The sequence below is a fragment of the Bradyrhizobium sp. LB14.3 genome (assembly GCF_040547985.1).
GTDB lineage: Bacteria > Pseudomonadota > Alphaproteobacteria > Rhizobiales > Xanthobacteraceae > Bradyrhizobium.
Window position 1 is genome coordinate 170,486 of sequence record NZ_JBEPQT010000005.1, and the last position, 18,920, is coordinate 189,405.

Sequence of the window (18,920 nt, forward strand, 5' to 3'; positions counted from 1 at the left end):
AAGGACGCGCTTTGGTTGGGGTGACGGTCGCCTCGGGGCGAATGTTCCGACGCGGAGCGGCAATGGATTTCGAGCGCGACATAGCCAAGGTCAGCGGAATCGCGGCGGTCTCGACCATCCTGGACGTGGTCAGCCGGACCACCGGCATGGGATTTACGGCCGTTGCCCGCGTCACGGAGGACAGGTGGATCACCTGTGCCTCGCGTGACGAACTTGCGTTCGGGCTGAAACCCGGTGACGAGCTCAAGGTCGAGACCACGATCTGCCATGAGATCCGGCAGAGCCGTGAGGCGGTCGTCATCGAGAATGTCAGCGAGGATGCCGGGTACTTCAAGCATCACACGCCCGCGCAATATGGCTTCCAAAGCTACATCTCCGTGCCGATCATCCTTCCCGACGGTTCATTCTTCGGGACTCTTTGCGCGATCGATCCGAAGCCGCGCAAGCTTCGGACCCCCGAAGTCATCGGGATGTTCAAGCTTTTTGCCGAGCTGATCGCGTCTCACCTCGACGCGGGCGACCGCGTCGAACTGATCGAGAACAGGCTGGCGCTGGAACGACAGAATGCCGAACTGCGCGAGCAGTTTATCGCCGTGCTCGGTCACGACCTCAGAAACCCTCTTGCCGCGATCCAGGGCGGCCTGCGGCTTCTGAACAAGAAGGTCGATGAAGAGGGGCAGAACTGGATCAGCCTTCTGCAAGGAAGCGTCGCCCGGATGGCGGGTCTGATCGACAATGTCATGGACCTCGCCCGCACGCGGCTCGGTGCCGGGATGCAGCTCGAGCTGAGAGAACAGGCACTCGAGCCTGTCATCAAGCAGATTGTCGCAGAGTTCGAGAACGTGCATCCGGATCGCGTTATCGAAACGGTCATCAACATTCCAGGGACTGTGAGGATCGACGCCGGCCGCATAGGTCAGATGCTGTCCAATCTTCTCGGCAACGCGATTTCCTATGGAGCGGCCAACGAGCCGATCAGGGTGCTGGCGCAAACGACCGGAGCTGGCTTCGACATCAGCATTGTCAACAAAGGTGCGCCAATTCCGGCGGAGGCGATGCCGCGCCTTTTCACTGCGTTCGATCGTGGCGACGTTCTGCCGAACCAGAAAGGGCTTGGGCTCGGACTGTACATTGCCCAGGAGATCGCGCGCGCCCATGGCGGGTTGATCGTCGCGTCGTCGGTGCGGGATGAAACGGTGTTCACCGCGTCGTTCCCGGCGACACAGGCGAGCGGCTGAGAAGGCCTGCCACGCCGGCGTGTCCTGCCGTCACGGAGCGTCTCGCCAATTCTCGGACCATGCCATCATGCGCCTGTTTTGCCCGACGGGGCAACCGGCCTGTGTGCCGACGCGTGGGTTCTGTCCCGGCTACGCTCGGATCATTTTAGCGCAAGTAAGCTGTTGATTTCACAGCATCGGTCTACTGTGCATGGGGTTGTTTTCGCGGTTTTGGTGTCGAGAGGCTTCAGCCCGCCCCGAACGCGACCGCGACATTGTAGGTCAGGAGGCTCGCCGCATAGGCCAGCACCAGCATGTAGCCGAAGGTGACGGCCATCCAGGTCCAGCTTCCGGTCTCGCGCCGGATCACGGCCAGCGTGGATGCGCATTGCGGGGCGAAGATGTACCAGGCCAGCATCGACAGCGCGGTCGCGAGCGACCATTTCGTCGCCAGCACCTGGCCGATCTGCTCGGCCGCTTCCTTGCCGCCTTCGATCGCATAGACGGTGCCGAGCGCGGCGACCGCGACCTCGCGTGCCGCCATGCCCGGGATCAGCGCCACCGCGATCTGCCAGTTGAAGCCGACCGGCGCGAGCAGCGGCGCAAGCGCCTTGCCGATGATCGCGGCCAGGCTGAAGTCGATCGCCGGTTCGGTTGCGCCAGCGGGCGGCTGCGGGAACGAGGCCAGGAACCAGATCAGCACCATCATCGAGAAGATCGTGGTGCCGGCACGGTGCAGGAACATCTTGGCCCGCGTATAGACGCCGATCGCGATCGATTTCAGCCGCGGCATTTTGTAGTCGGGCAGCTCCAGCATGAACGGCGCCGGCGCATAGTCGCGCAGCATGAAGAATTTGATGAGGAACGAGACGGCAAGCGCGCTGATGATGCCGGCGGCGTAGAGCCCGAACATCACGAGGCCCTGGAGGTTGATGAAGCCCCAGACGTCCTTTGCCGGAATGAAGGCGGAGATGATCAGCGTGTAGACCGGAATGCGCGCGGAGCAGGTCATCAGCGGCGCGATCAGGATCGTGGTCAGCCGGTCGCGCTTGTTGTCGATGACGCGCGTCGCCATGATACCGGGGATGGCGCAGGCGAAGCTCGACAGCAGCGGAATGAAGGCGCGGCCGTGCAGGCCGGCGCCGCCCATGATGCGGTCCATCAGGAACGCGGCGCGCGCCATGTAGCCGAAATCTTCCAGCAGCAGGATGAACAGGAAGATGATGATGATCTGCGGCAGAAACACAATCACGCTGCCGACGCCCGAGATCACGCCGTTCTGAAGGAAGCTCTGCAGCAGGCCGGCGGGCAGGGTGGCGTGCACGAACTCGCCGAGCGAGTCGAAGCCCGAGTTGAGCAGCTCCATCAGCGGCTGCGCCCAGGCGAACACCGCCTGGAACATCACGAACAGGATAGCCGCGAGCACGATCAGCCCGCCGACGGGGTGCAGCACGATCGCGTCGATCCGCGCCGTCCAGGTGTCGGGCCGGCTCGGCAGGCTGACGCAGTCGGCGATGATGCGGTCGGCCTCGCGCTGGGTGGCGCGCAGTTCGGCCACGCTGAGCACACGCCAATTGTTCTCCCCCGGCTCGGCGGCGAGCTTTGCCGAAATCTCGTCCGTCAGCGCCAGCAGGTCGGCCGTGCCGCCCTTGCGCACCGCGATCGAGGTGACCACGGGCACGCCAAGCTCGTTGGCGAGCCGCTCGACGTCGACAGTGATGCCGCGGCGGCTGGCGATATCGAACATGTTGAGCACGAGGACCATCGGCCGGCCGGTGCGCTTGAGCTCGAGCAGCAGGCGGATGGTCAGCCGCAGATTGGTGGAATCGGCCACGCACAGGATGAGGTCGGGCGCGGTCTCGCCGGAGGCCTTGCCGAGCACGAAGTCGCGGGTGATCTCCTCGTCCGGGCTGCGGCCGCGCAGCGAATAGGTGCCGGGCAGATCGACCACCGAGACCTGGCGCCCCAGGGGCGTGACGAAGAAGCCTTCCTTGCGCTCGACGGTGACGCCGGGATAGTTCGCGACCTTCTGCCGGCTGCCGGTCAGCGCATTGAACAGCGAGGTCTTGCCGCTGTTTGGCGTGCCGACCAGGGCGAGATGAAGTTGGGGCAATTCCATGGAATTGGGGTCCGGTCGCTTCAGGCGACGATAATGGCCATGGCTTCGCGACGGCGCACCGCGATCGTGATGCTGTCGATCCGTACGGCGATCGGGTCGCGCCCGACCAGCCCCTCGTGCAAGACCTCGACCCGGGCGCCTTCGACGAAGCCGAGCTCGATCAGCCGGCTCTCGAGCTCGATGTCCGAGAGCGCCGAGCCGGCGTCCTTGGCGGAAAGGTGCTGGATGACGCCGGTATAGCCGCGCTGGGCCAGACCCAGCGGCATGTGCGGACGCGTATCATGGATGTCGGTCATGCCCTGTATTTTCAACGCAGGGCATCGAGGTCAAGCGCGCTGGCTCGCGGAAGCTGCATCTTAGAGTGATTTTAAAGTAGCAGCTTCGTGACGGAGGGGGATCGGCGCCAGGGCGGCTACTGGGCCGGGACCTTTTCCGACTGGATGGCGGCCATGGCGCGGCTCTTGAAGTAGTCCAGCACGAACAGGCGGATCGCCGAGGACAGATTGCCCTGCTGGCGGTTGCCGTCGATCTCGCCGACCAGCTCGGACAGCGTCATGTTGCGCAGGCCCGAGATCTCCTTCATGCCGTTCCAGAACGCCTCTTCGAGGCTGACGCTGGTCTTGTGGCCGGCGACGACGATCGACCTTTTCACGACGGGCGACTTCATGGCTGCTCCTCGCGATCGATCTGGTGCTGGTCCAGGTGTGCCTTCGCCTGGTCCGCGCGCGTCTGCTCCGCCGACCGTTCCGCCTTCGTGCGGCCGAACTTCGTTCGGTTGGCGTCCGCCTGCTTCGCCGTGGCTTCCCGCTCGGCGCGCTTCCTGAAACGTTTCAGGTTGATGACGTTCCCCATGCCGCGTCTCCATCATCCGATCCTCCGTGGGCTGGATGAAACATTCAGAAACAGGGTGCCGCGTTGCGCCCCACAAGACTTGATCGCCATTCGCTCGTCCTCGTCAATCGGCCCCTTGGGCCATCAAACGATGAATTTCGCTCCGTGAAGGGCAGAGGGGCTGCGTAACAGACCGCCCCGCCGCGACATTGACGGTAATCAAATCCGGCCCTCAAAGCCTCATATTTCTGCAGCGCGCGCGTCCGTATCACTACGGATGGCTATCGGAATTCGGAATTTTATCCCGGGCTGGTCATCTTCTCGGGGCGCACCAGGCGGTCGAACTCGTCCGCCGAGACGAAGCCGAGCCGCAGTGCCTCCTCCTTCAGCGTGGTGCCGTTGGCATGCGCCGTCTTGGCCACCTTGGCCGCGTTGTCGTAGCCGATCTTGGGGGCGAGCGCCGTCACCAGCATCAGCGAGCGCTGCATCAGCTCCTTGATGCGCTTCTCGTCGGCGCGGATGCCGCTGACGCAATGCTCGGTGAAGGAGCGCGCGGCGTCCGCCATCAGCCGGATCGAGTGCAGCATGTTGTAGGCCAGCACGGGCTTGTAGACGTTGAGCTCGAAATGGCCCTGGCTGCCGGCGACCGTGATCGCGGTGTGATTGCCGAACACCTGGCAGCACACCATGGTCATCGCCTCGCACTGCGTCGGATTGACCTTGCCCGGCATGATCGAGGAGCCCGGCTCGTTCTCCGGCAGCATCAATTCGCCGAGGCCCGAGCGCGGGCCGGATCCGAGCAGGCGAATGTCGTTGGCGATCTTGAACAGGCCGGTCGCGACCGAATTGATGGCGCCGTGCGCCGACACGTAGGCGTCGTTCGAGGCCAGTGCCTCGAATTTGTTGGCGGCGCTGGTGAAGGGCAGCTTCGTGATGCTGGCCGCGTGCTTTGCGAACAGTTTTGCAAAGCGCGGCTTCGAATTGAGGCCGGTGCCGACGGCGGTGCCGCCCTGCGCCAGCGGATAGAGCTCCTTCACCGCGACCTTGAGCCGGGCGATGCCGCTTTCGACCTGCGCGGCGTAGCCGGAAAATTCCTGGCCCAGCGTCAGCGGCGTCGCATCCTGGGTGTGGGTGCGGCCGATCTTGACGATCTTGGCGAACTCCTTCTCTTTCTTGCGCAGTGCACGGAGCAGCTCGCCGAGGGCCGGGACGAGATCGGCATTGATACGGCTTGCCGCCGCGATGTGCATCGCGGTCGGGAACGAGTCGTTCGACGACTGGCTCATGTTGACGTGATCGTTGGGATGGACCGGCTTCTTGGCGCCGAGCTCGTCGCCGAGCATTTCATTGGCGCGGTTGGCGATGACCTCGTTGAGGTTCATGTTGCTCTGCGTGCCCGAGCCGGTCTGCCACACCACCAGCGGAAAATGATCGTCCAGCTTGCCTTCGATCACCTCGCGCGCGGCGCGGATGATGGCGTTGGCGCGGCGCTGGTCGAGCAGGCCAAGTTCCTGGTTGGATTGCGCCGCGGCGAGCTTGACGATGCCGAGCGCATGCACGAGCGAGATCGGCATGCGATCGATGCCGATGCGAAAATTCTGGCGCGAGCGTTCGGTCTGCGCCCCCCAATAGCGATCGGCGAGGACCTCGATGGGGCCGAAGCTGTCGGTCTCGGTGCGGGTCGCGGGGCGCGAGGAGCGGTCGGTTTTCGAGCGGGCGATCTTGGCCATGGGCACATCCATTCCGCCGCGCGAACGCCGCGCAGCCTCTTCATGTGCCTCTATATAGGGAGTTTGGCCGTGTGCGACGGGCTCCGGCCCAATCTAGATCATTTCTTGCGGAAACGATCCAATCGCACGACTTCGGCGCCGCCCTGGTTCGGGGCGGCCGGCTCTTCAGAGCTTTCCGTCGTCTCGGCCGCAGACGCCGGCACCGCGACCGCGGACGGGGCGGGAGCGGCCGGCAATGTCTCGGGCGAGACCTCGGCGACATCGGAGGTATCGAACTGGAGGCCGAATTTCACGGACGGATCGAGGAAGCTCTTGATGGCGCTGAACGGCACGATCAGCCGCTCCGGAATGCCGCCGAAGGACAGGCCGACCTCGAAGCGGTCCTCGAGCACGGTCAGATCCCAGAACTGGTGCTGCAGGATGACCGTCATTTCTTCCGGGTACTGCGCCAGCAGTCGCGATGAGATCTTCACGCCGTCGGCCTTCGAGACGAAGGTGATGAAGAAATGATGCTCGCCCGGCAGTCCTTGGGACGCGGCATCGGTCAGCACCTTGCGCAGCACGCCGCGCAACGCGTCGCGGGCCAGCACATCGTATCGGATATGATCGGTCGCCATGGTGGTCCTGTTGCATTCCAGGAGTTGGGCCCCGCCGGCCCGACTCGCCAAGCCGCGATAATACCGCGCCTGACGGGTCAGCAGGAGTCCCCGCCGGGTAGGAAATGGAGGTAAGTGGAGGCTTCTGTTGCCAGGTGCCTCCGAACCCCGCCTAACGGAGCTTAACCCGTTAGGACTTCAGAATGGTCTTTCAAACTGCGTTACGCAGCCTGAGCAACCGGAGCAAAGTTGTCGTTGGCAACTATTGCATAGCCCGATAACGGCGGAACAATACCGAGAAAAAGAACGCCCTTTACGCCCTCGTCGATCCTATTTCGCCCCCGCCAAAGCCCACTCTAGGGCTAGCCCGCTGGTGGGCTTTGGTGGAGGCGCCGGGTACCGCCCCCGGGTCCGAATGGTTTATTGCGACGACCGTTTATTTCCATAGCCGGCGAACCGGCACCCCCAATATAGGGGGCAAAGGTTTCAAATGACAGGTGTTTCGAGCGGTTTTCCGGAGGTTCCCTTTGGATAGGTTCCCGACTGGCTTGGCCGCGCGACGGCCGGCGTTCTAAGCTCCTGACATGTCCAAGGATTCCGCACCGGCCGCCCAACACCCAGATCAATCGCCGGACCGTCCAGCCACCAACCCCGTTCCGCCCGGCCTCGTCGCGCTGTTCCTGGCCTTCGCCAGGATGTCGCTGGCCGGTTTCGGCGGGGTGTTGGTATTTGCCCGGCAGGCCATCGTCGAGCAGCACCGCTGGATGACCGCGGACGAGTTCAACGAGACTTTTGCGCTCTGCCATTTCCTGCCCGGGCCCAACATCGTCAATCTGTCGATGGTGTTCGGCGCGCGGCTGCGCGGGATCGCGGGTGGTATTGCCGCCTTCGCCGGGTTGTTGCTGCCGCCGACGTTGATCATGACGGTGCTTGCGATCATCTACGCCCGGTTCGGCGATGTGGAGGTGCTGCGCCGCATCCTCGCGGGCATCTCCTGCGCGGCGGTCGGGCTCTTGATCGCGGTGGTCTTCCGGATGATGACGCCGCTGCTCAAGCGGCTGGACGTCGTCGCGCTCATCCTGATGCTGGCCGTGTTTCTTGCCATCGGCGTCGTTCGCCTGCCGCTCCAGGCCGTGCTTTTGGTTGCGATCCCCGTGAGTGTCGGCGCCACCTTCCTGATGCGGCGGAAGGTAGCCGCATGAACGCCGAGAACCCGATCTGGGCGCTGATCTCCACCTTTGGCCTGATGTCGCTGTTCGCAGTCGGCGGCGCCGCGGCGGCGGTGCCAGAGATGCACCGCATCGCGGTCGATGTGCATCACTGGATGACCGACAAGCAGTTCGCCGATGCCTATGCGATTGCGCAGCTCTCACCAGGTCCGAACGTACTTATCGTCACGCTAATCGGCTACGCCGTTGCCGGCATCCCCGGCGCGCTGGCGGCGACCTTGGCCATGTGCCTGCCGACGGCGCTGCTTGCCTATTATGTCAGCCGGCTCCTCAACCGCCCCAGCCAATCGCGCTGGCCCGTGCTGATTCAGGCTGGGTTCCGCTGTCGATCGGACTGATGGCGGCGAGCGCCTTGATCCTGGCACAGTCGACCGATCGCACCATTGCTGCACTGCTTCTGACCGCGACGGTTGCAGTGATCGCCTCGGTCTCGCGCATCAATCCACTATGGCTTTTGCTCGCCGGAGGCCTGTTGGGTTTTGCTGGCATTGTGTAATGAAAATCGCTAGGCAGTGATCCGGGCGGGGGGATCGTTTTCCAGCCGATTAGAACAACATTGCTCGTGGCTTACGGGTCGCGGAGGAGATAGGCATGGCCGATACGATGGGCCACTCGGCGACAGCCAACCGAAACACGTCGGTGGCGCTCAGCTTTTGTCTGCTGGCCATAGCGCCGCAGATCTTCGAATTCATCTGGTCGTTCGGGACGATCTTCGGCTGGGGCACCGGACGCGGTCCGGCCACCGTCGTGATCAGTCACGTGACGGCGCTGCTCGCCGGCGCCCCCGGCGCGCTGATCGGAGCGATCGGCGGTGACACCAAGAAGGCGTCATCCGATGTGCTGCTGGCGCTGATCTATTCCTATCCACTGTTTGCGGTGGCGATCCTCACGATCTTCATGACGATCAGGTCGGCGCAGGACTATGTCGGCGGGATCGTTCTGATGGCGCTGGCCTTGTTCGCGCTGTGGGCCTCCAGCGATTTGCAGGGTATGCGCGGCTTCTCCTTCGGCGCCGGCACGGCGCCGCGAATGTTTGGCGGGCTCCTCGTCGCGCTTGGTGCCGGCATCGCGTTGACGGGATTGTTGTCTGATGGACCGGCGATGGCACATTATGCCTGGCGCGGACCGCTGTTCGTATTGATCTCGATCGTCTTCTTCGCGCTGGCGATTCGTCCGCTTGGGGTCGTGGTTACGGCGTTCGTGAGCTTCCTGGTCGCGGCGATGGGCACGCATGAGACGCGCTGGATCGAAGCCATCATCGTAGGCGCCTGCCTGACGCTCGGCTGCGCGCTGCTCTTCCCTTACGTGCTCGGGCTGCCAATGCCGATGTTCCCGCGTTTCCTGGTTCAGTGAGGGTGTGATGGCCGATCTTTTTCACAATCTGGGCCTCGGTTTCGGTGTGGTGTTTCAGATCTCCTGGTGGTCACCGTCGTGGCTGTTCGGACTGTCGCTCCCGATTTCGATCAATATTCTCATGTGCCTGATTGGCGCACTGGTCGGCACGCTTGTCGGCGTGCTGCCGGGCATCGGCACGGTCGCAACCGTGGCGATGCTCCTGCCGATCACGTTCGGATTGCCGCCGGTCGGCGCGCTGATCATGCTCGCCGGCATCTATTACGGCGCCCAATATGGCGGTTCGACCACCTCGATCCTGGTCAACATTCCCGGTGAGGCGACATCGGTCGTCACCGCCATCGACGGTCACCAGATGGCGAAGCAAGGCCGCGCCGGTCCGGCGCTGGCGATTGCGGCGATCGGCTCGTTTTTCGCCGGCTGCGTCGCGACCATCCTGATCGCCATCCTCGGTGCGCCGCTGACCAAGCTCGCGCTGGCATTCGGTCCGGCCGAATACTTCTCGCTGATGGTGCTCGGCCTGATCTTCGCGGTGGTGCTGGCCAAGGGCTCTGTGCTGAAAGCGATCGCGATGATCGTGTTCGGCCTGTTGCTGTCGATGGTCGGCTCTGACATCGAGACCGGCGCCTCGCGCATGGCGTTCAACATTCCGGAACTCGCCGACGGACTCGGCTTCGCGACGGTGGCGATGGGCGTGTTTGGATTCGCCGAGATCATCCGGAACCTCGATGCCGGCGCCGAGATGAACCGCGACCTCGTGCAGCAGAAGATCACCGGCCTGATGCCGACCAGGAAAGACCTGATCGACTCGACGCCTGCGATCCTGCGCGGCACCGTGCTCGGCTCGATCCTCGGCATCCTGCCGGGCGGCGGCGCCGTGATCGCCTCCTTCGCGGCCTATACGCTCGAGAAGAAGATCGCCAAGAACCCGTCGCGGTTCGGCCGCGGTGCGATCGAGGGCGTTGCGGCGCCGGAAAGCGCCAACAACGCCGCGGCGCAGACCTCCTTCATCCCGTTGCTGACGCTCGGCATCCCGCCCAACGCGGTGATGGCGCTGATGGTGGGCGCGATGACCATCCACGGCATCGTGCCAGGCCCGCAGGTGATGCAGAAGCAGCCGGAGCTGGTCTGGGGCATGATCGCTTCGATGTGGGTCGGCAATCTGATGCTGATCATCATCAACCTGCCGCTGGTCGGAATCTGGGTGCGGCTGTTGCGCGTGCCCTACCGGCTGATGTTCCCCTCGATCGTGATCTTCTGCGCGATCGGAATCTACTCGGTGAACAACGCACCGGTGGATGTCATCCTCGCTGGCGTGTTCGGTCTGGTCGGTTACTGGCTGATCAAGCACGATTTCGAACCGGCGCCGCTATTGCTCGGCATGGTGCTCGGACCGCTGATGGAAGAGAACCTGCGTCGTGCGTTGCTGATCTCGCGCGGCGACTGGAGCGTGTTCCTGACGCGTCCGCTGTCGGCCGTGCTGCTTGCGATTGCGGCCTTCCTGCTGGTGCTCACGGTGCTGCCCACGTTGCGTGCCAAGCGCGACGAGGTGTTCACCGAATCCGAGAACTGAAGGCGACGCTTCTTGCGTCGTCTTCGCGCCTGCGTCGGCGCGCCGCATTCGGAAGTCCAATCGACTTGTGTGACGGCTTCGTGAAATGAAAATGCCGGCCCTTGTGGCCGGCATTTTGCTTGTGGGCTCAAGAGACCGACAAACGGATCGACAAGGGAATCGAGATGACTTCCATTCGCACGCTTGCAGGCGCATGTGCCGCGGCGCTGGCGTCGTTGTGCGGCTTTGTCGCACCGGCTGCGGCGCAGACCTATCCGACGCGCGGCATCACCATGATCGTGCCGTTCGCGGCCGGCGGTCCGACCGACGTGATCTCGCGCATCGTCACCGGACACATGGCGCAGACGCTGGGACAGAGCATCATCATCGAGAACGTGGTCGGCGCCGGCGGCACCACCGCGACCACGCGCGCCGCGCGTGCGGCCAATGACGGCTATACGCTCATCACCGGGCACATGGGCACGCATGCCGCCTCCGTGCCGCTCTATCCGAAGCTCGCCTATCATCCGGAAAAGGATTTTGAGCCAGTCGCGTTGCTGGCGGGCACGCCGATCCTGATCCTGGCGCGCAAGGACTTTCCGCCGAAGGACCTCAAGGAATTCGTGACTTACGTGAAGGCCAATGCCGAGAAGGTCAACGCTGCCCATGCCGGCGTCGGCTCTGTCTCGCACGTCTCCTGCGAACTGCTGCACTCCATCCTCGACATCAAGCCCGTCATCCTCGACATCAAGCCCGTCGGCGTGCCCTTCAACGGCACGGGCCCCGCGATGAATGCGCTGGTGGGGGGCCAGGTCGATTACATCTGCGACCAGATCGTCAACGCCGTGCCGCAGATCAATGCCGGCACCATCAAGGCCTATGCGATCGCAACGGCCGAGCGCAATCCGTCGCTGCCGAACGTGCCGACGACGGCGGAAGCCGGCCTGCCTGCATTCCAGGCCCAGGCCTGGAATGCGATGTTCGCGCCGAAGGGAACTTCGCCCGCGATCCTAGCGAGCCTGAACGCCGCGGCCGTCAAGGCGCTCGACGATGCGACCGTGCGCAAGCGCTTGCTCGAGCTCGGCAGCGTCATTCCGGCGCCCGCGGACCGGACGCCGGAGGCGCTGGCGACCCTCGTCAAGAGCGAGATCGCGAAGTGGACCCCGGTGCTCAAGCCGGCAAGTTAGCCAGCAGGATCAAGTCGATAGGCGAGGGGCGGCACGCAAGTTCCGCCCCTTGTCGTTTGCGCCGGGAACGCTCATTTTTCCGGGTATAATGCGTATGGATGGCGAATCGACGCTGTCGCAGCGCGGGGGTGGCCGCTAGGTTTGCCGCCTCCCCAAAGGCTCACGCACATGCACCAGTATCAGGACCTGCTCGAGCGGATTCTTTCAGACGGCGCGGAAAAGACCGACCGGACCGGCACCGGCACGCTGTCGGTGTTCGGCCATCAGATGCGCTTCAACCTGTCCGCCGGCTTTCCGATGCTGACCACCAAGCGCCTGCCGCTGAAGGCGATCGTGCATGAGCTGTTGTGGTTCCTGAAGGGCGACACCAACGTCAAATATCTGCGCGACAACGGCGTCACCATCTGGGACGAGTGGGCGGATGCCAACGGCGATCTCGGACCCGTCTACGGCCATCAATGGCGCTCCTGGCCCGCGCCGGACGGACGCAGCATCGACCAGATCGCCAACGTGACGGACATGATCAAGCGCAATCCGGATTCGCGCCGCCTGATCGTCTCGGCCTGGAATCCGGCCGAAGTGGACAAGATGGCGCTGCCGCCGTGCCACTGCCTGTTCCAGTTCTACGTCGCCAACGGCAAGCTGTCGTGCCAGCTCTATCAGCGCTCGGCCGACGTGTTCCTCGGCGTGCCCTTCAACATTGCTTCCTACGCGCTGCTCACCATGATGGTGGCGCAGGTCACGGGTCTGAAGGCCGGCGACTTCGTGCATTCGTTCGGTGACACCCACCTCTATTCCAACCATCTGGAGCAAGCGAAGCTCCAGCTCACGCGTGCGCCGCGCGCGCTGCCGGTGATGCGGATCAATCCTGACGTGAAGGATATCTTCTCCTTCCGTTACGAGGATTTTGAGCTGGTCGGCTACGATCCGCATCCGCACATCAAGGCGGCAGTCGCGGTCTGAAGCCGATGTCGCTCAACATCCGCCGTGTGCGTCCAGACGAAGCCGGGCTCGTTCTCGCTTTCATCCGCGAGCTCGCCGAGTACGAAAAGCTTTCGCACGAGGTCGAAGCGACCGAGGCGATGATCACCGATGCGCTGTTCGGTGAGAGACCGCAACTCCATTGCGCAATCGCCGAGTGGAACGGCGAGCCGGTCGGCTTCGCGGTGTGGTTTGTGAATTTCTCTACGTTCAGCGGCAGCCACGGCATCTATCTCGAAGATTTGTATGTGCGGCCGTCGCATCGGGGCAGGGGCCTCGGCAAGGCGCTCCTCGTGCGCCTTGCCGTGGAATGCGTCGAGAACGGCTGGTCGCGGCTGCAATGGGCGGTGCTCGACTGGAACGCACCGTCGATCGCGTTCTACAAGTCGCTCGGTGCCGTCATGCTGGACGACTGGACGCTGTGCCGCGTCACCGGTCCGGCGCTGACGCGGCTTGCCGGGAGCGCGACCTGATGGAGATCGTCTTCGTCGTCGCGATCGCGGAGAACGGCGTCATCGGCGCCGGCAACGCGATTCCGTGGCGATTGAAATCCGACATGGCGCGCTTCAAGGCGCTCACGATCGGCAAGCCCGTGATCATGGGCCGCAGGACCTTCGAATCCCTGCCCCGGCCGCTTCGGGACCGCACCAACATCGTCATCACGCGCGATGCGGATTATCGCGCCACTGGCGCCATCGTCACGACATCGGCTGCCGATGCAGGCGCCGTCGCGCGCGGCGATGCCCTGCGGCGTTCGGTCGCCGAGATTGCCGTGATCGGCGGCGCCGAAATCTATCGGCAATGGCTCGATCGCGCCGATTGCCTCGAAATCACCGAAGTGCATGCGCGCCCCGAAGGCGACACGTATTTCGACATCGACAAGGCAGACTGGGATGAGGTGGCGCGTGTACGTCATCCTGCCGGACCCGACGACAGCGCCGACTACTCCTATGTGACATATCGTCGGCGGCCGCGCCATTAACCGCTTTCGCCAATGTTTACATTGACTTTTTCGTGCCCGAGCATAGCTCGGAAGACAGCGAGGGCCGCGTTGTAAGGGACCTGCCTGTCCCCTATAAAGCCGGACCGGACAAAGCGGGCTGGGGCAATTTCACCCTGCCGAGGAGAGCATCGAATGCCGTGGAAGAATCAGGGCGGTGGCCCATGGGGCTCGGGTCCGAAGGGACCATGGGGCAACGGCCCGCAGCCGGTCGGACCGAGGCCGCCGGATTTGGAAGACCTTCTGCGCCGCGGCCAGGACCGCCTCCAGCAGATCATGCCGGGCGGCTATTTCTCCGGCATCGGCATCACGCTGATCGTGCTGCTCATCGTAGCGTTCTGGCTGTTGTCGGGCTTCTTCCGGGTGCAGTCCGAAGAGCTCGGCGTCGTGCTGCGCTTCGGCAAGCATGTTCGCACCGTGGAGCCCGGCCTGAACTATCACCTGCCCTATCCGATCGAGACCGTGCTGCTGCCGAAGGCACTGCGCGTTTCCACCATCTCCATCGGCATGACGCTGATCGACGATCCGGCGCGGCGCGGCCGCTCCATTCGTGACGTGCCGGAAGAGAGCCTGATGCTGACCGGTGACGAGAACATCGTCGACGTCGATTTCACCGTGCTCTGGCGCATCAAGCCCAATGGCGTTGGCGATTTCCTCTTCAACATCCAGAATCCCGAGGGCACCGTGAAGGCGGTCGCCGAGAGCTCGATGCGCGAGGTGATCGGCCGCTCGCAGATCCAGCCGATCCTGACCGGCGCGCGCAACGTCACCGAACAGGGCGTGCAGGAGCTGATCCAGAAGACCCTGGACACCTACGGCGCCGGCATTCAGATCAGCCAGGTGCAGATGCAGAAGGTCGATCCGCCGGCCCAGGTGATCGACGCCTTCCGCGACGTCCAGGCGGCGCGCGCCAATCTCGAGCAGTTGCAAAACGAGGCGCAGACCTACGCCAACCAGGTCGTGCCGCAGGCACGTGGACGTTCGGCGCAGATCATGCAGGCCGCCGAAGGCTACAGGGAGCAGACGGTCGCCGAGGCCAAGGGCCAGAGCTCGCGCTTCCTGAAGGTTTACGATGAATACAAGAAGGCGCCCGACGTGACGCGTGAACGGATTTATCTTGAGACGATGGAGCGCGTGCTCGGCGGCTCGGAGAAGCTCATCTATGACGGCGGCCAGTCGGGCCAAGGCGTCGTGCCCTATCTGCCGCTCAGCGAATTGACGGCCAAGCGGCCGCCTGCAACCGGCCAGCAGACGACCGGAGGCAACCGATGAGGTCTCCAGTTACAGGTATAGTCGCGCTGCTCGGGCTCCTGCTTGTCGTGATCGTGGGCTACATGTCGCTGTTCACGGTAGCGCAGACCGAGCAGACCATCGTGCTGCAGTTCGGCCGGCCCGTCGACGTCGTTACCGCTCCCGGCCTGCATTTCAAGGCGCCGTGGAATTCGGTGATCAACATCGACAAGCGGATCCTCGATCTCGAGAATCCGTCACAGGAAGCGATCGCGTCCGACCAGAAGCGGCTCGTGGTCGATGCTTTCGCGCGCTACCGCATCAAGGACGCGCTGCGGTTCTATCAGAGCATCGGCTCGATCCAGGCCGCCAACATCCAGCTCACCACCCTGCTGAACGCGGCACTGCGCCGCGTGCTCGGCGAGGTCACGTTCATCAACGTGGTGCGCGACGACCGCGAGAAGCTGATGCAGCGCATCCGCGATCAGCTCGATCACGAGGCCGACGGCTACGGCATCCAGGTCGTTGACGTCCGGATCCGCCGCGCCGATTTGCCGGAGCAGAACAGCCAGGCGGTCTATCAGCGCATGAAGACGGAGCGCGAGCGGGAAGCCGCCGAGTTCCGCGCGCAGGGCGGCCAGAAGGCACAGGAGATCCGCTCCAAGGCAGACCGCGAGGCAACTGTGATCGAGGCAGAAGCAAGGTCACAGGCCGAGCAAACGCGCGGCGTCGGCGATGCCGAGCGCAACCGTCTGTTCGCCGAAGCCTACGGCCAGGATGCGGATTTCTTCGCCTTCTACCGCTCGATGTCGGCCTATGAGAACGGGTTGCGCTCGAACGATACCCGCTTCCTCCTGCGCCCGGACTCGGATTTCTTCCGGTTCTTTGGTAACCCGTCCGGCAAGACGGCGACCACGACGCCAGCGAAGCCGTAAGCCAGACGAGGGCGGCCGGTCTGGCCGCTCTTCGTCCGGACAAGAACAGCACAACGGGAGGTTCCAATCCGATGAGGTCCATTGCGTTCGCCGACTTCCTCATCGGCTTGGGCATCCTGTTCGTGCTGGAAGGCTTGATGTTCGCGGCAAGTCCGGCCTGGATGCGCAAGGCCATGAAAAGCGCCATGGCCACTCCGGACAATGTCCTGCGGGCGGTGGGGATTGGTTCGGCCGTGGCCGGCCTGATCCTGATCTGGGTTATGCGACGTCCAATTTAGCCGTCGCGCCAACGCCAAAGTGAAGGCGAGGGACCGGTTTTCGCCGTATTGTCCGGGTCTTGAGGCCCGTTAAGGTCCGCGCTTGCGCCGTCCTCCCGTTCAAGCGCAGTCTTGACGCCGAATCCGCATTCCCTGGAGATCACAATGACCGCTGCCATCATTGCCCCGACCCGTTTGCGCTTAGGGCTGGCCGCGCTCGCCGTTGGCGCTTTCAGCGCATTCGGCACACCGGCCTCTGCGCGCGGACCGGACGGCATCGCCGACGTTGCCGAGAAGGTGATCGACGCGGTCGTCAACATCTCGACCTCGCAGACCGTCGACGCCAAAGGTGGCGGCGGCGGCAGCAACGCCATGCCGCAACTGCCGCCCGGCTCGCCCTTCGAGGAGTTCTTCGACGACTTCTTCAAGAATCGCAAGGGTCCCGGCGGCGGCAGCAAGGGCGGCGAGAACAGCCCGGCGCCGCGCAAGACCAACTCGCTCGGCAGTGGCTTCATCATCGACACATCAGGCGTCGTCGTCACCAACAACCACGTCATCGCGGACGCCGACGAGATCAGCGTCATCCTCAACGACGGTACCAAGATCAAGGCCGAGCTGGTCGGCGTCGACAAGAAGACCGACCTTGCCGTGCTGAAGTTCAAGCCGCCGAAGCCGCTGGTGTCGGTGAAGTTCGGCGATTCCGACAAGCTGCGCCTCGGCGACTGGGTCGTCGCGATCGGCAATCCTTTCAGCCTCGGCGGCACCGTGACGGCCGGTATCGTCTCGGCGAAGAACCGCGACATCTCCTCAGGTCCCTACGACAGCTACATTCAGACCGACGCCTCCATCAACCGCGGCAATTCCGGCGGTCCGCTGTTCAACCTCGATGGCGACGTCATCGGCGTCAACACGCTGATCATCTCGCCGTCCGGCGGCTCGATCGGCATCGGCTTCGCCGTACCGTCGAAGACGGTCGCGGGTGTTGTCGACCAGCTCCGTCAGTTCGGCGAATTGCGCCGCGGCTGGCTGGGTGTCCGCATCCAGAGCGTCACCGACGAGATCGCCGAGAGCCTCAACATCAAGCCGCCGCGCGGAGCGCTGGTTGCCGGCGTTGACGACAAGGGCCCGGCCAAACCGGCCGGCATCGAGCCCGGCGACGTCGTCATCAAGTTCGACGGCAAGGACGTCAAGGACCCGAAGGATCTCTCCCGCGTCGTCGCCGACACGGCGGTCGGCAAGGAGGTCGACGTCATCATCATTCGCAAGGGCCAGGAAGAGACCAAGAAGGTCACGCTCGGCCGGTTGCAGGATCCCGACAAGGTACAGGCCGTGGTGAAGACCGATGAGCCCGCGCCTGAAAAGACCGTGACGCAGAAGGCGCTCGGCCTCGATCTCGCGGCGCTGAGCAAGGATCTGCGCACGCGCTACAAGATCAAGGACACCGTCAAGGGCGTGGTCGTCACCAATGTCGACGCCAATTCGGACGCCGCGGAAAAGCGGCTCTCCGCCGGCGATGTCATCGTCGAGGTGGCGCAGGAGGCGGTGTCAAACGGAGCCGACATCCAGAAGCGGGTCGACCAGCTCAAGAAGGACGGCAAGAAGTCGGTGCTGCTGTTGGTGTCGAATGCCGACGGCGAGCTGCGGTTTGTCGCGCTGAGCGTGCAGTAGGAAGAACGGCCTACCACAAACTCACTGTCATGCCGCGGCTTCTCGGTTCCATCCTCGCGGTCTCTGGAACTCTGGATCACCCAGCCCAGTGCGCAATTGCGCACGATAACAGCGGAGAGGACGCTACGCCCCCATGAACTCTTCGCGCCGATACCCCTGCGCATACAGCAGCGCGGTGAGATCGCCGTGATCGATCCGCGCCGCGGCCGCGGCCGCAACCGACGGCTTGGCATGATACGCCACGCCCAGCCCCGCCGCCTGGATCATCGCGAGATCGTTGGCCCCGTCACCGACGACGACCGAGTCGATGTCGTCGAGATCGAACGACTCCATCAAATCCACCAGCGTCGCGAGCTTTGCAGCGCGCCCCAAGATCGGCTCCTTCACCTCGCCGGTGAACTTGCCGTCGCGGACGACGAGCTCGTTGGCGCGGTTCTCCTGGAAGCCGATCCTGGTGGCGACCGCGCTGGTGAACAGGGTGAAGCCGCCGGAGACGAGGCAGGCATAGGCGCCGTGGGCGCGCATGGTCGCGACCAGTTCGCGGCCGCCCGGCGTCAGCGTGATGCGCTTGGCCAGCACCTCGTCGACGGCACTGGCGGGGAGGTCCTTGAGCAGCGCAACGCGCTCGCGCAGCGCCGGCTCGAACTCGATCTCGCCGCGCATCGCGCGCTCGGTAATGGCGGCCACGTGGGTCTTCATCCCGACAAGATCGGCGAGTTCGTCGATGCACTCCTGCCCGATCATGGTGGAATCCATGTCGGCGAGAAAAAGCTTCTTGCGCCGGAAGCCGACTGGCTGCACGACGATGTCGATGGGAAGGTCGCCGCGAAGCTCGCGCAACCGCTGTTCGATGGCGTGACGGTCGCCTTCGAGGTTACTGTCGGCGCCGAAGGGGATGTCGACTGCAACCCCGTCGAACAGCCAGTGCGCGGGAGCCGCCTGTGGCAGCACGGCGCGGGCGCCGTCGACGATGGTAGAGTCGAGCGCGGGATTATTCGGGTTGCAGATCAGCGTGGCGACGAGGGACATTTGAGG

Annotated in this window: 19 protein-coding genes, 1 other RNA gene and 1 pseudogene; 13 read left to right on the forward strand and 8 right to left on the reverse strand. The window is 64.0% G+C overall.

What is annotated here, in order from left to right; all coding sequences use genetic code 11:
* Positions 1–62 precede the first annotated feature (62 nt).
* On the forward strand, positions 63–1,238 hold the full coding sequence (locus tag ABIB00_RS13370) for a GAF domain-containing sensor histidine kinase (RefSeq protein WP_354104654.1): 1,176 nt from the start codon (positions 63–65) through the stop codon (positions 1,236–1,238).
* A gap of 226 nt (positions 1,239–1,464) precedes the next feature.
* Here ABIB00_RS13370 and feoB read toward each other — a convergent pair whose 3' ends face one another.
* From feoB to ssrA, 7 genes are all read right to left on the reverse strand, one after another.
* Positions 1,465–3,336, reverse strand: coding sequence for a ferrous iron transporter B (gene feoB / locus ABIB00_RS13375; protein WP_354104655.1), 1,872 nt, complete (start codon positions 3,334–3,336; stop codon positions 1,465–1,467).
* A 20-nt stretch (positions 3,337–3,356) separates the two neighbouring features.
* On the reverse strand, positions 3,357–3,632 hold the full coding sequence (locus ABIB00_RS13380; RefSeq protein ID WP_354104656.1) for a FeoA family protein: 276 nt from the start codon (positions 3,630–3,632) through the stop codon (positions 3,357–3,359).
* A 116-nt stretch (positions 3,633–3,748) separates the two neighbouring features.
* On the reverse strand, positions 3,749–4,003 hold the full coding sequence (locus tag ABIB00_RS13385) for a ribbon-helix-helix domain-containing protein (RefSeq protein ID WP_247442382.1): 255 nt from the start codon (positions 4,001–4,003) through the stop codon (positions 3,749–3,751).
* Positions 4,000–4,188 (reverse strand): DUF4169 family protein, encoded by a 189-nt coding sequence (locus tag ABIB00_RS13390; RefSeq protein ID WP_247347585.1) that lies wholly within the window; start codon positions 4,186–4,188, stop codon positions 4,000–4,002. The genes ABIB00_RS13385 and ABIB00_RS13390 overlap by 4 nt, the downstream gene beginning before the upstream one ends.
* Before the next feature lie 278 nt (positions 4,189–4,466).
* Positions 4,467–5,897: a class II fumarate hydratase gene (fumC, locus tag ABIB00_RS13395; RefSeq protein ID WP_502917808.1), complete on the reverse strand. Its 1,431-nt coding sequence runs from the start codon at positions 5,895–5,897 to the stop codon at positions 4,467–4,469.
* 98 nt (positions 5,898–5,995) lie between these two features.
* A complete protein-coding gene (locus ABIB00_RS13400) occupies positions 5,996–6,514 on the reverse strand; it encodes an SspB family protein (protein WP_247347583.1) in 519 nt (172 codons plus the stop codon).
* 113 nt (positions 6,515–6,627) lie between these two features.
* Positions 6,628–6,993: a transfer-messenger RNA gene (gene ssrA / locus ABIB00_RS13405) on the reverse strand.
* A gap of 84 nt (positions 6,994–7,077) precedes the next feature.
* Here ssrA and ABIB00_RS13410 point away from each other — a divergent pair.
* From ABIB00_RS13410 to ABIB00_RS13465, 12 genes and pseudogenes are all read left to right on the forward strand, one after another.
* Complete coding sequence (locus tag ABIB00_RS13410) at positions 7,078–7,695, forward strand: chromate transporter (protein WP_247442376.1); 618 nt, start codon at positions 7,078–7,080, stop codon at positions 7,693–7,695.
* Positions 7,692–8,218, forward strand: a pseudogene (locus tag ABIB00_RS13415) (chromate transporter). The gene ABIB00_RS13410 and the pseudogene ABIB00_RS13415 overlap by 4 nt, the downstream one beginning before the upstream one ends.
* Before the next feature lie 95 nt (positions 8,219–8,313).
* Positions 8,314–9,075 carry a tripartite tricarboxylate transporter TctB family protein gene (locus tag ABIB00_RS13420; protein ID WP_247347576.1) on the forward strand — a complete coding sequence of 254 codons (762 nt, stop codon included), beginning with the start codon at positions 8,314–8,316 and terminating at the stop codon, positions 9,073–9,075.
* A gap of 7 nt (positions 9,076–9,082) precedes the next feature.
* Positions 9,083–10,648 (forward strand): tripartite tricarboxylate transporter permease, encoded by a 1,566-nt coding sequence (locus ABIB00_RS13425; protein ID WP_247347573.1) that lies wholly within the window; start codon positions 9,083–9,085, stop codon positions 10,646–10,648.
* A gap of 164 nt (positions 10,649–10,812) precedes the next feature.
* The gene (locus ABIB00_RS13430; protein WP_354104658.1) at positions 10,813–11,814 is read left to right on the forward strand and encodes a tripartite tricarboxylate transporter substrate binding protein BugD; all 1,002 of its coding nucleotides are present in this window, start codon (positions 10,813–10,815) and stop codon (positions 11,812–11,814) included.
* Between the two features lie 168 nt (positions 11,815–11,982).
* On the forward strand, positions 11,983–12,777 hold the full coding sequence (locus ABIB00_RS13435) for a thymidylate synthase (protein WP_354104659.1): 795 nt from the start codon (positions 11,983–11,985) through the stop codon (positions 12,775–12,777).
* 5 nt (positions 12,778–12,782) lie between these two features.
* Positions 12,783–13,268 (forward strand): GNAT family N-acetyltransferase, encoded by a 486-nt coding sequence (locus ABIB00_RS13440; protein WP_354104660.1) that lies wholly within the window; start codon positions 12,783–12,785, stop codon positions 13,266–13,268.
* Entirely contained in the window at positions 13,268–13,777 is a 510-nt protein-coding gene (locus tag ABIB00_RS13445) for a dihydrofolate reductase (protein WP_354104661.1), read from the forward strand. The genes ABIB00_RS13440 and ABIB00_RS13445 overlap by 1 nt, the downstream gene beginning before the upstream one ends.
* 153 nt (positions 13,778–13,930) lie before the next feature.
* Positions 13,931–15,067, forward strand: coding sequence for an FtsH protease activity modulator HflK (gene hflK, locus ABIB00_RS13450; protein ID WP_247347558.1), 1,137 nt, complete (start codon positions 13,931–13,933; stop codon positions 15,065–15,067).
* The gene (hflC, locus tag ABIB00_RS13455; RefSeq protein ID WP_247347556.1) at positions 15,064–15,960 is read left to right on the forward strand and encodes a protease modulator HflC; all 897 of its coding nucleotides are present in this window, start codon (positions 15,064–15,066) and stop codon (positions 15,958–15,960) included. Before hflK ends, hflC begins: the two co-directional genes overlap by 4 nt.
* Positions 15,961–16,031: 71 nt before the next feature.
* On the forward strand, positions 16,032–16,238 hold the full coding sequence (locus tag ABIB00_RS13460; RefSeq protein WP_211384594.1) for a DUF2065 domain-containing protein: 207 nt from the start codon (positions 16,032–16,034) through the stop codon (positions 16,236–16,238).
* Positions 16,239–16,382: 144 nt separating this feature from the next.
* Positions 16,383–17,885, forward strand: a complete 1,503-nt coding sequence (locus tag ABIB00_RS13465; protein WP_354104662.1) for a Do family serine endopeptidase — start codon at positions 16,383–16,385, stop codon at positions 17,883–17,885.
* A 123-nt stretch (positions 17,886–18,008) separates the two neighbouring features.
* Here the strand turns inward: ABIB00_RS13465 and serB are convergent, their stop codons facing one another.
* Complete coding sequence (serB, locus tag ABIB00_RS13470) at positions 18,009–18,914, reverse strand: phosphoserine phosphatase SerB (RefSeq protein WP_354104663.1); 906 nt, start codon at positions 18,912–18,914, stop codon at positions 18,009–18,011.
* Between the last annotated feature and the right edge of the window lie 6 nt (positions 18,915–18,920).

Coding starts and splice junctions, on each gene's coding strand:
- ABIB00_RS13370 (WP_354104654.1), top strand. CDS start 63: ATGGATTTCGAGCGCGACATAGCCAAGGTCAGCGGAATCGCGGCGGTC.
- feoB (WP_354104655.1), bottom strand. CDS start 3,336: ATGGAATTGCCCCAACTTCATCTCGCCCTGGTCGGCACGCCAAACAGC.
- ABIB00_RS13380 (WP_354104656.1), bottom strand. CDS start 3,632: ATGACCGACATCCATGATACGCGTCCGCACATGCCGCTGGGTCTGGCC.
- ABIB00_RS13385 (WP_247442382.1), bottom strand. CDS start 4,003: ATGAAGTCGCCCGTCGTGAAAAGGTCGATCGTCGTCGCCGGCCACAAG.
- ABIB00_RS13390 (WP_247347585.1), bottom strand. CDS start 4,188: ATGGGGAACGTCATCAACCTGAAACGTTTCAGGAAGCGCGCCGAGCGG.
- fumC (WP_502917808.1), bottom strand. CDS start 5,897: ATGGCCAAGATCGCCCGCTCGAAAACCGACCGCTCCTCGCGCCCCGCG.
- ABIB00_RS13400 (WP_247347583.1), bottom strand. CDS start 6,514: ATGGCGACCGATCATATCCGATACGATGTGCTGGCCCGCGACGCGTTG.
- ABIB00_RS13410 (WP_247442376.1), top strand. CDS start 7,078: ATGTCCAAGGATTCCGCACCGGCCGCCCAACACCCAGATCAATCGCCG.
- ABIB00_RS13420 (WP_247347576.1), top strand. CDS start 8,314: ATGGCCGATACGATGGGCCACTCGGCGACAGCCAACCGAAACACGTCG.
- ABIB00_RS13425 (WP_247347573.1), top strand. CDS start 9,083: ATGGCCGATCTTTTTCACAATCTGGGCCTCGGTTTCGGTGTGGTGTTT.
- ABIB00_RS13430 (WP_354104658.1), top strand. CDS start 10,813: ATGACTTCCATTCGCACGCTTGCAGGCGCATGTGCCGCGGCGCTGGCG.
- ABIB00_RS13435 (WP_354104659.1), top strand. CDS start 11,983: ATGCACCAGTATCAGGACCTGCTCGAGCGGATTCTTTCAGACGGCGCG.
- ABIB00_RS13440 (WP_354104660.1), top strand. CDS start 12,783: ATGTCGCTCAACATCCGCCGTGTGCGTCCAGACGAAGCCGGGCTCGTT.
- ABIB00_RS13445 (WP_354104661.1), top strand. CDS start 13,268: ATGGAGATCGTCTTCGTCGTCGCGATCGCGGAGAACGGCGTCATCGGC.
- hflK (WP_247347558.1), top strand. CDS start 13,931: ATGCCGTGGAAGAATCAGGGCGGTGGCCCATGGGGCTCGGGTCCGAAG.
- hflC (WP_247347556.1), top strand. CDS start 15,064: ATGAGGTCTCCAGTTACAGGTATAGTCGCGCTGCTCGGGCTCCTGCTT.
- ABIB00_RS13460 (WP_211384594.1), top strand. CDS start 16,032: ATGAGGTCCATTGCGTTCGCCGACTTCCTCATCGGCTTGGGCATCCTG.
- ABIB00_RS13465 (WP_354104662.1), top strand. CDS start 16,383: ATGACCGCTGCCATCATTGCCCCGACCCGTTTGCGCTTAGGGCTGGCC.
- serB (WP_354104663.1), bottom strand. CDS start 18,914: ATGTCCCTCGTCGCCACGCTGATCTGCAACCCGAATAATCCCGCGCTC.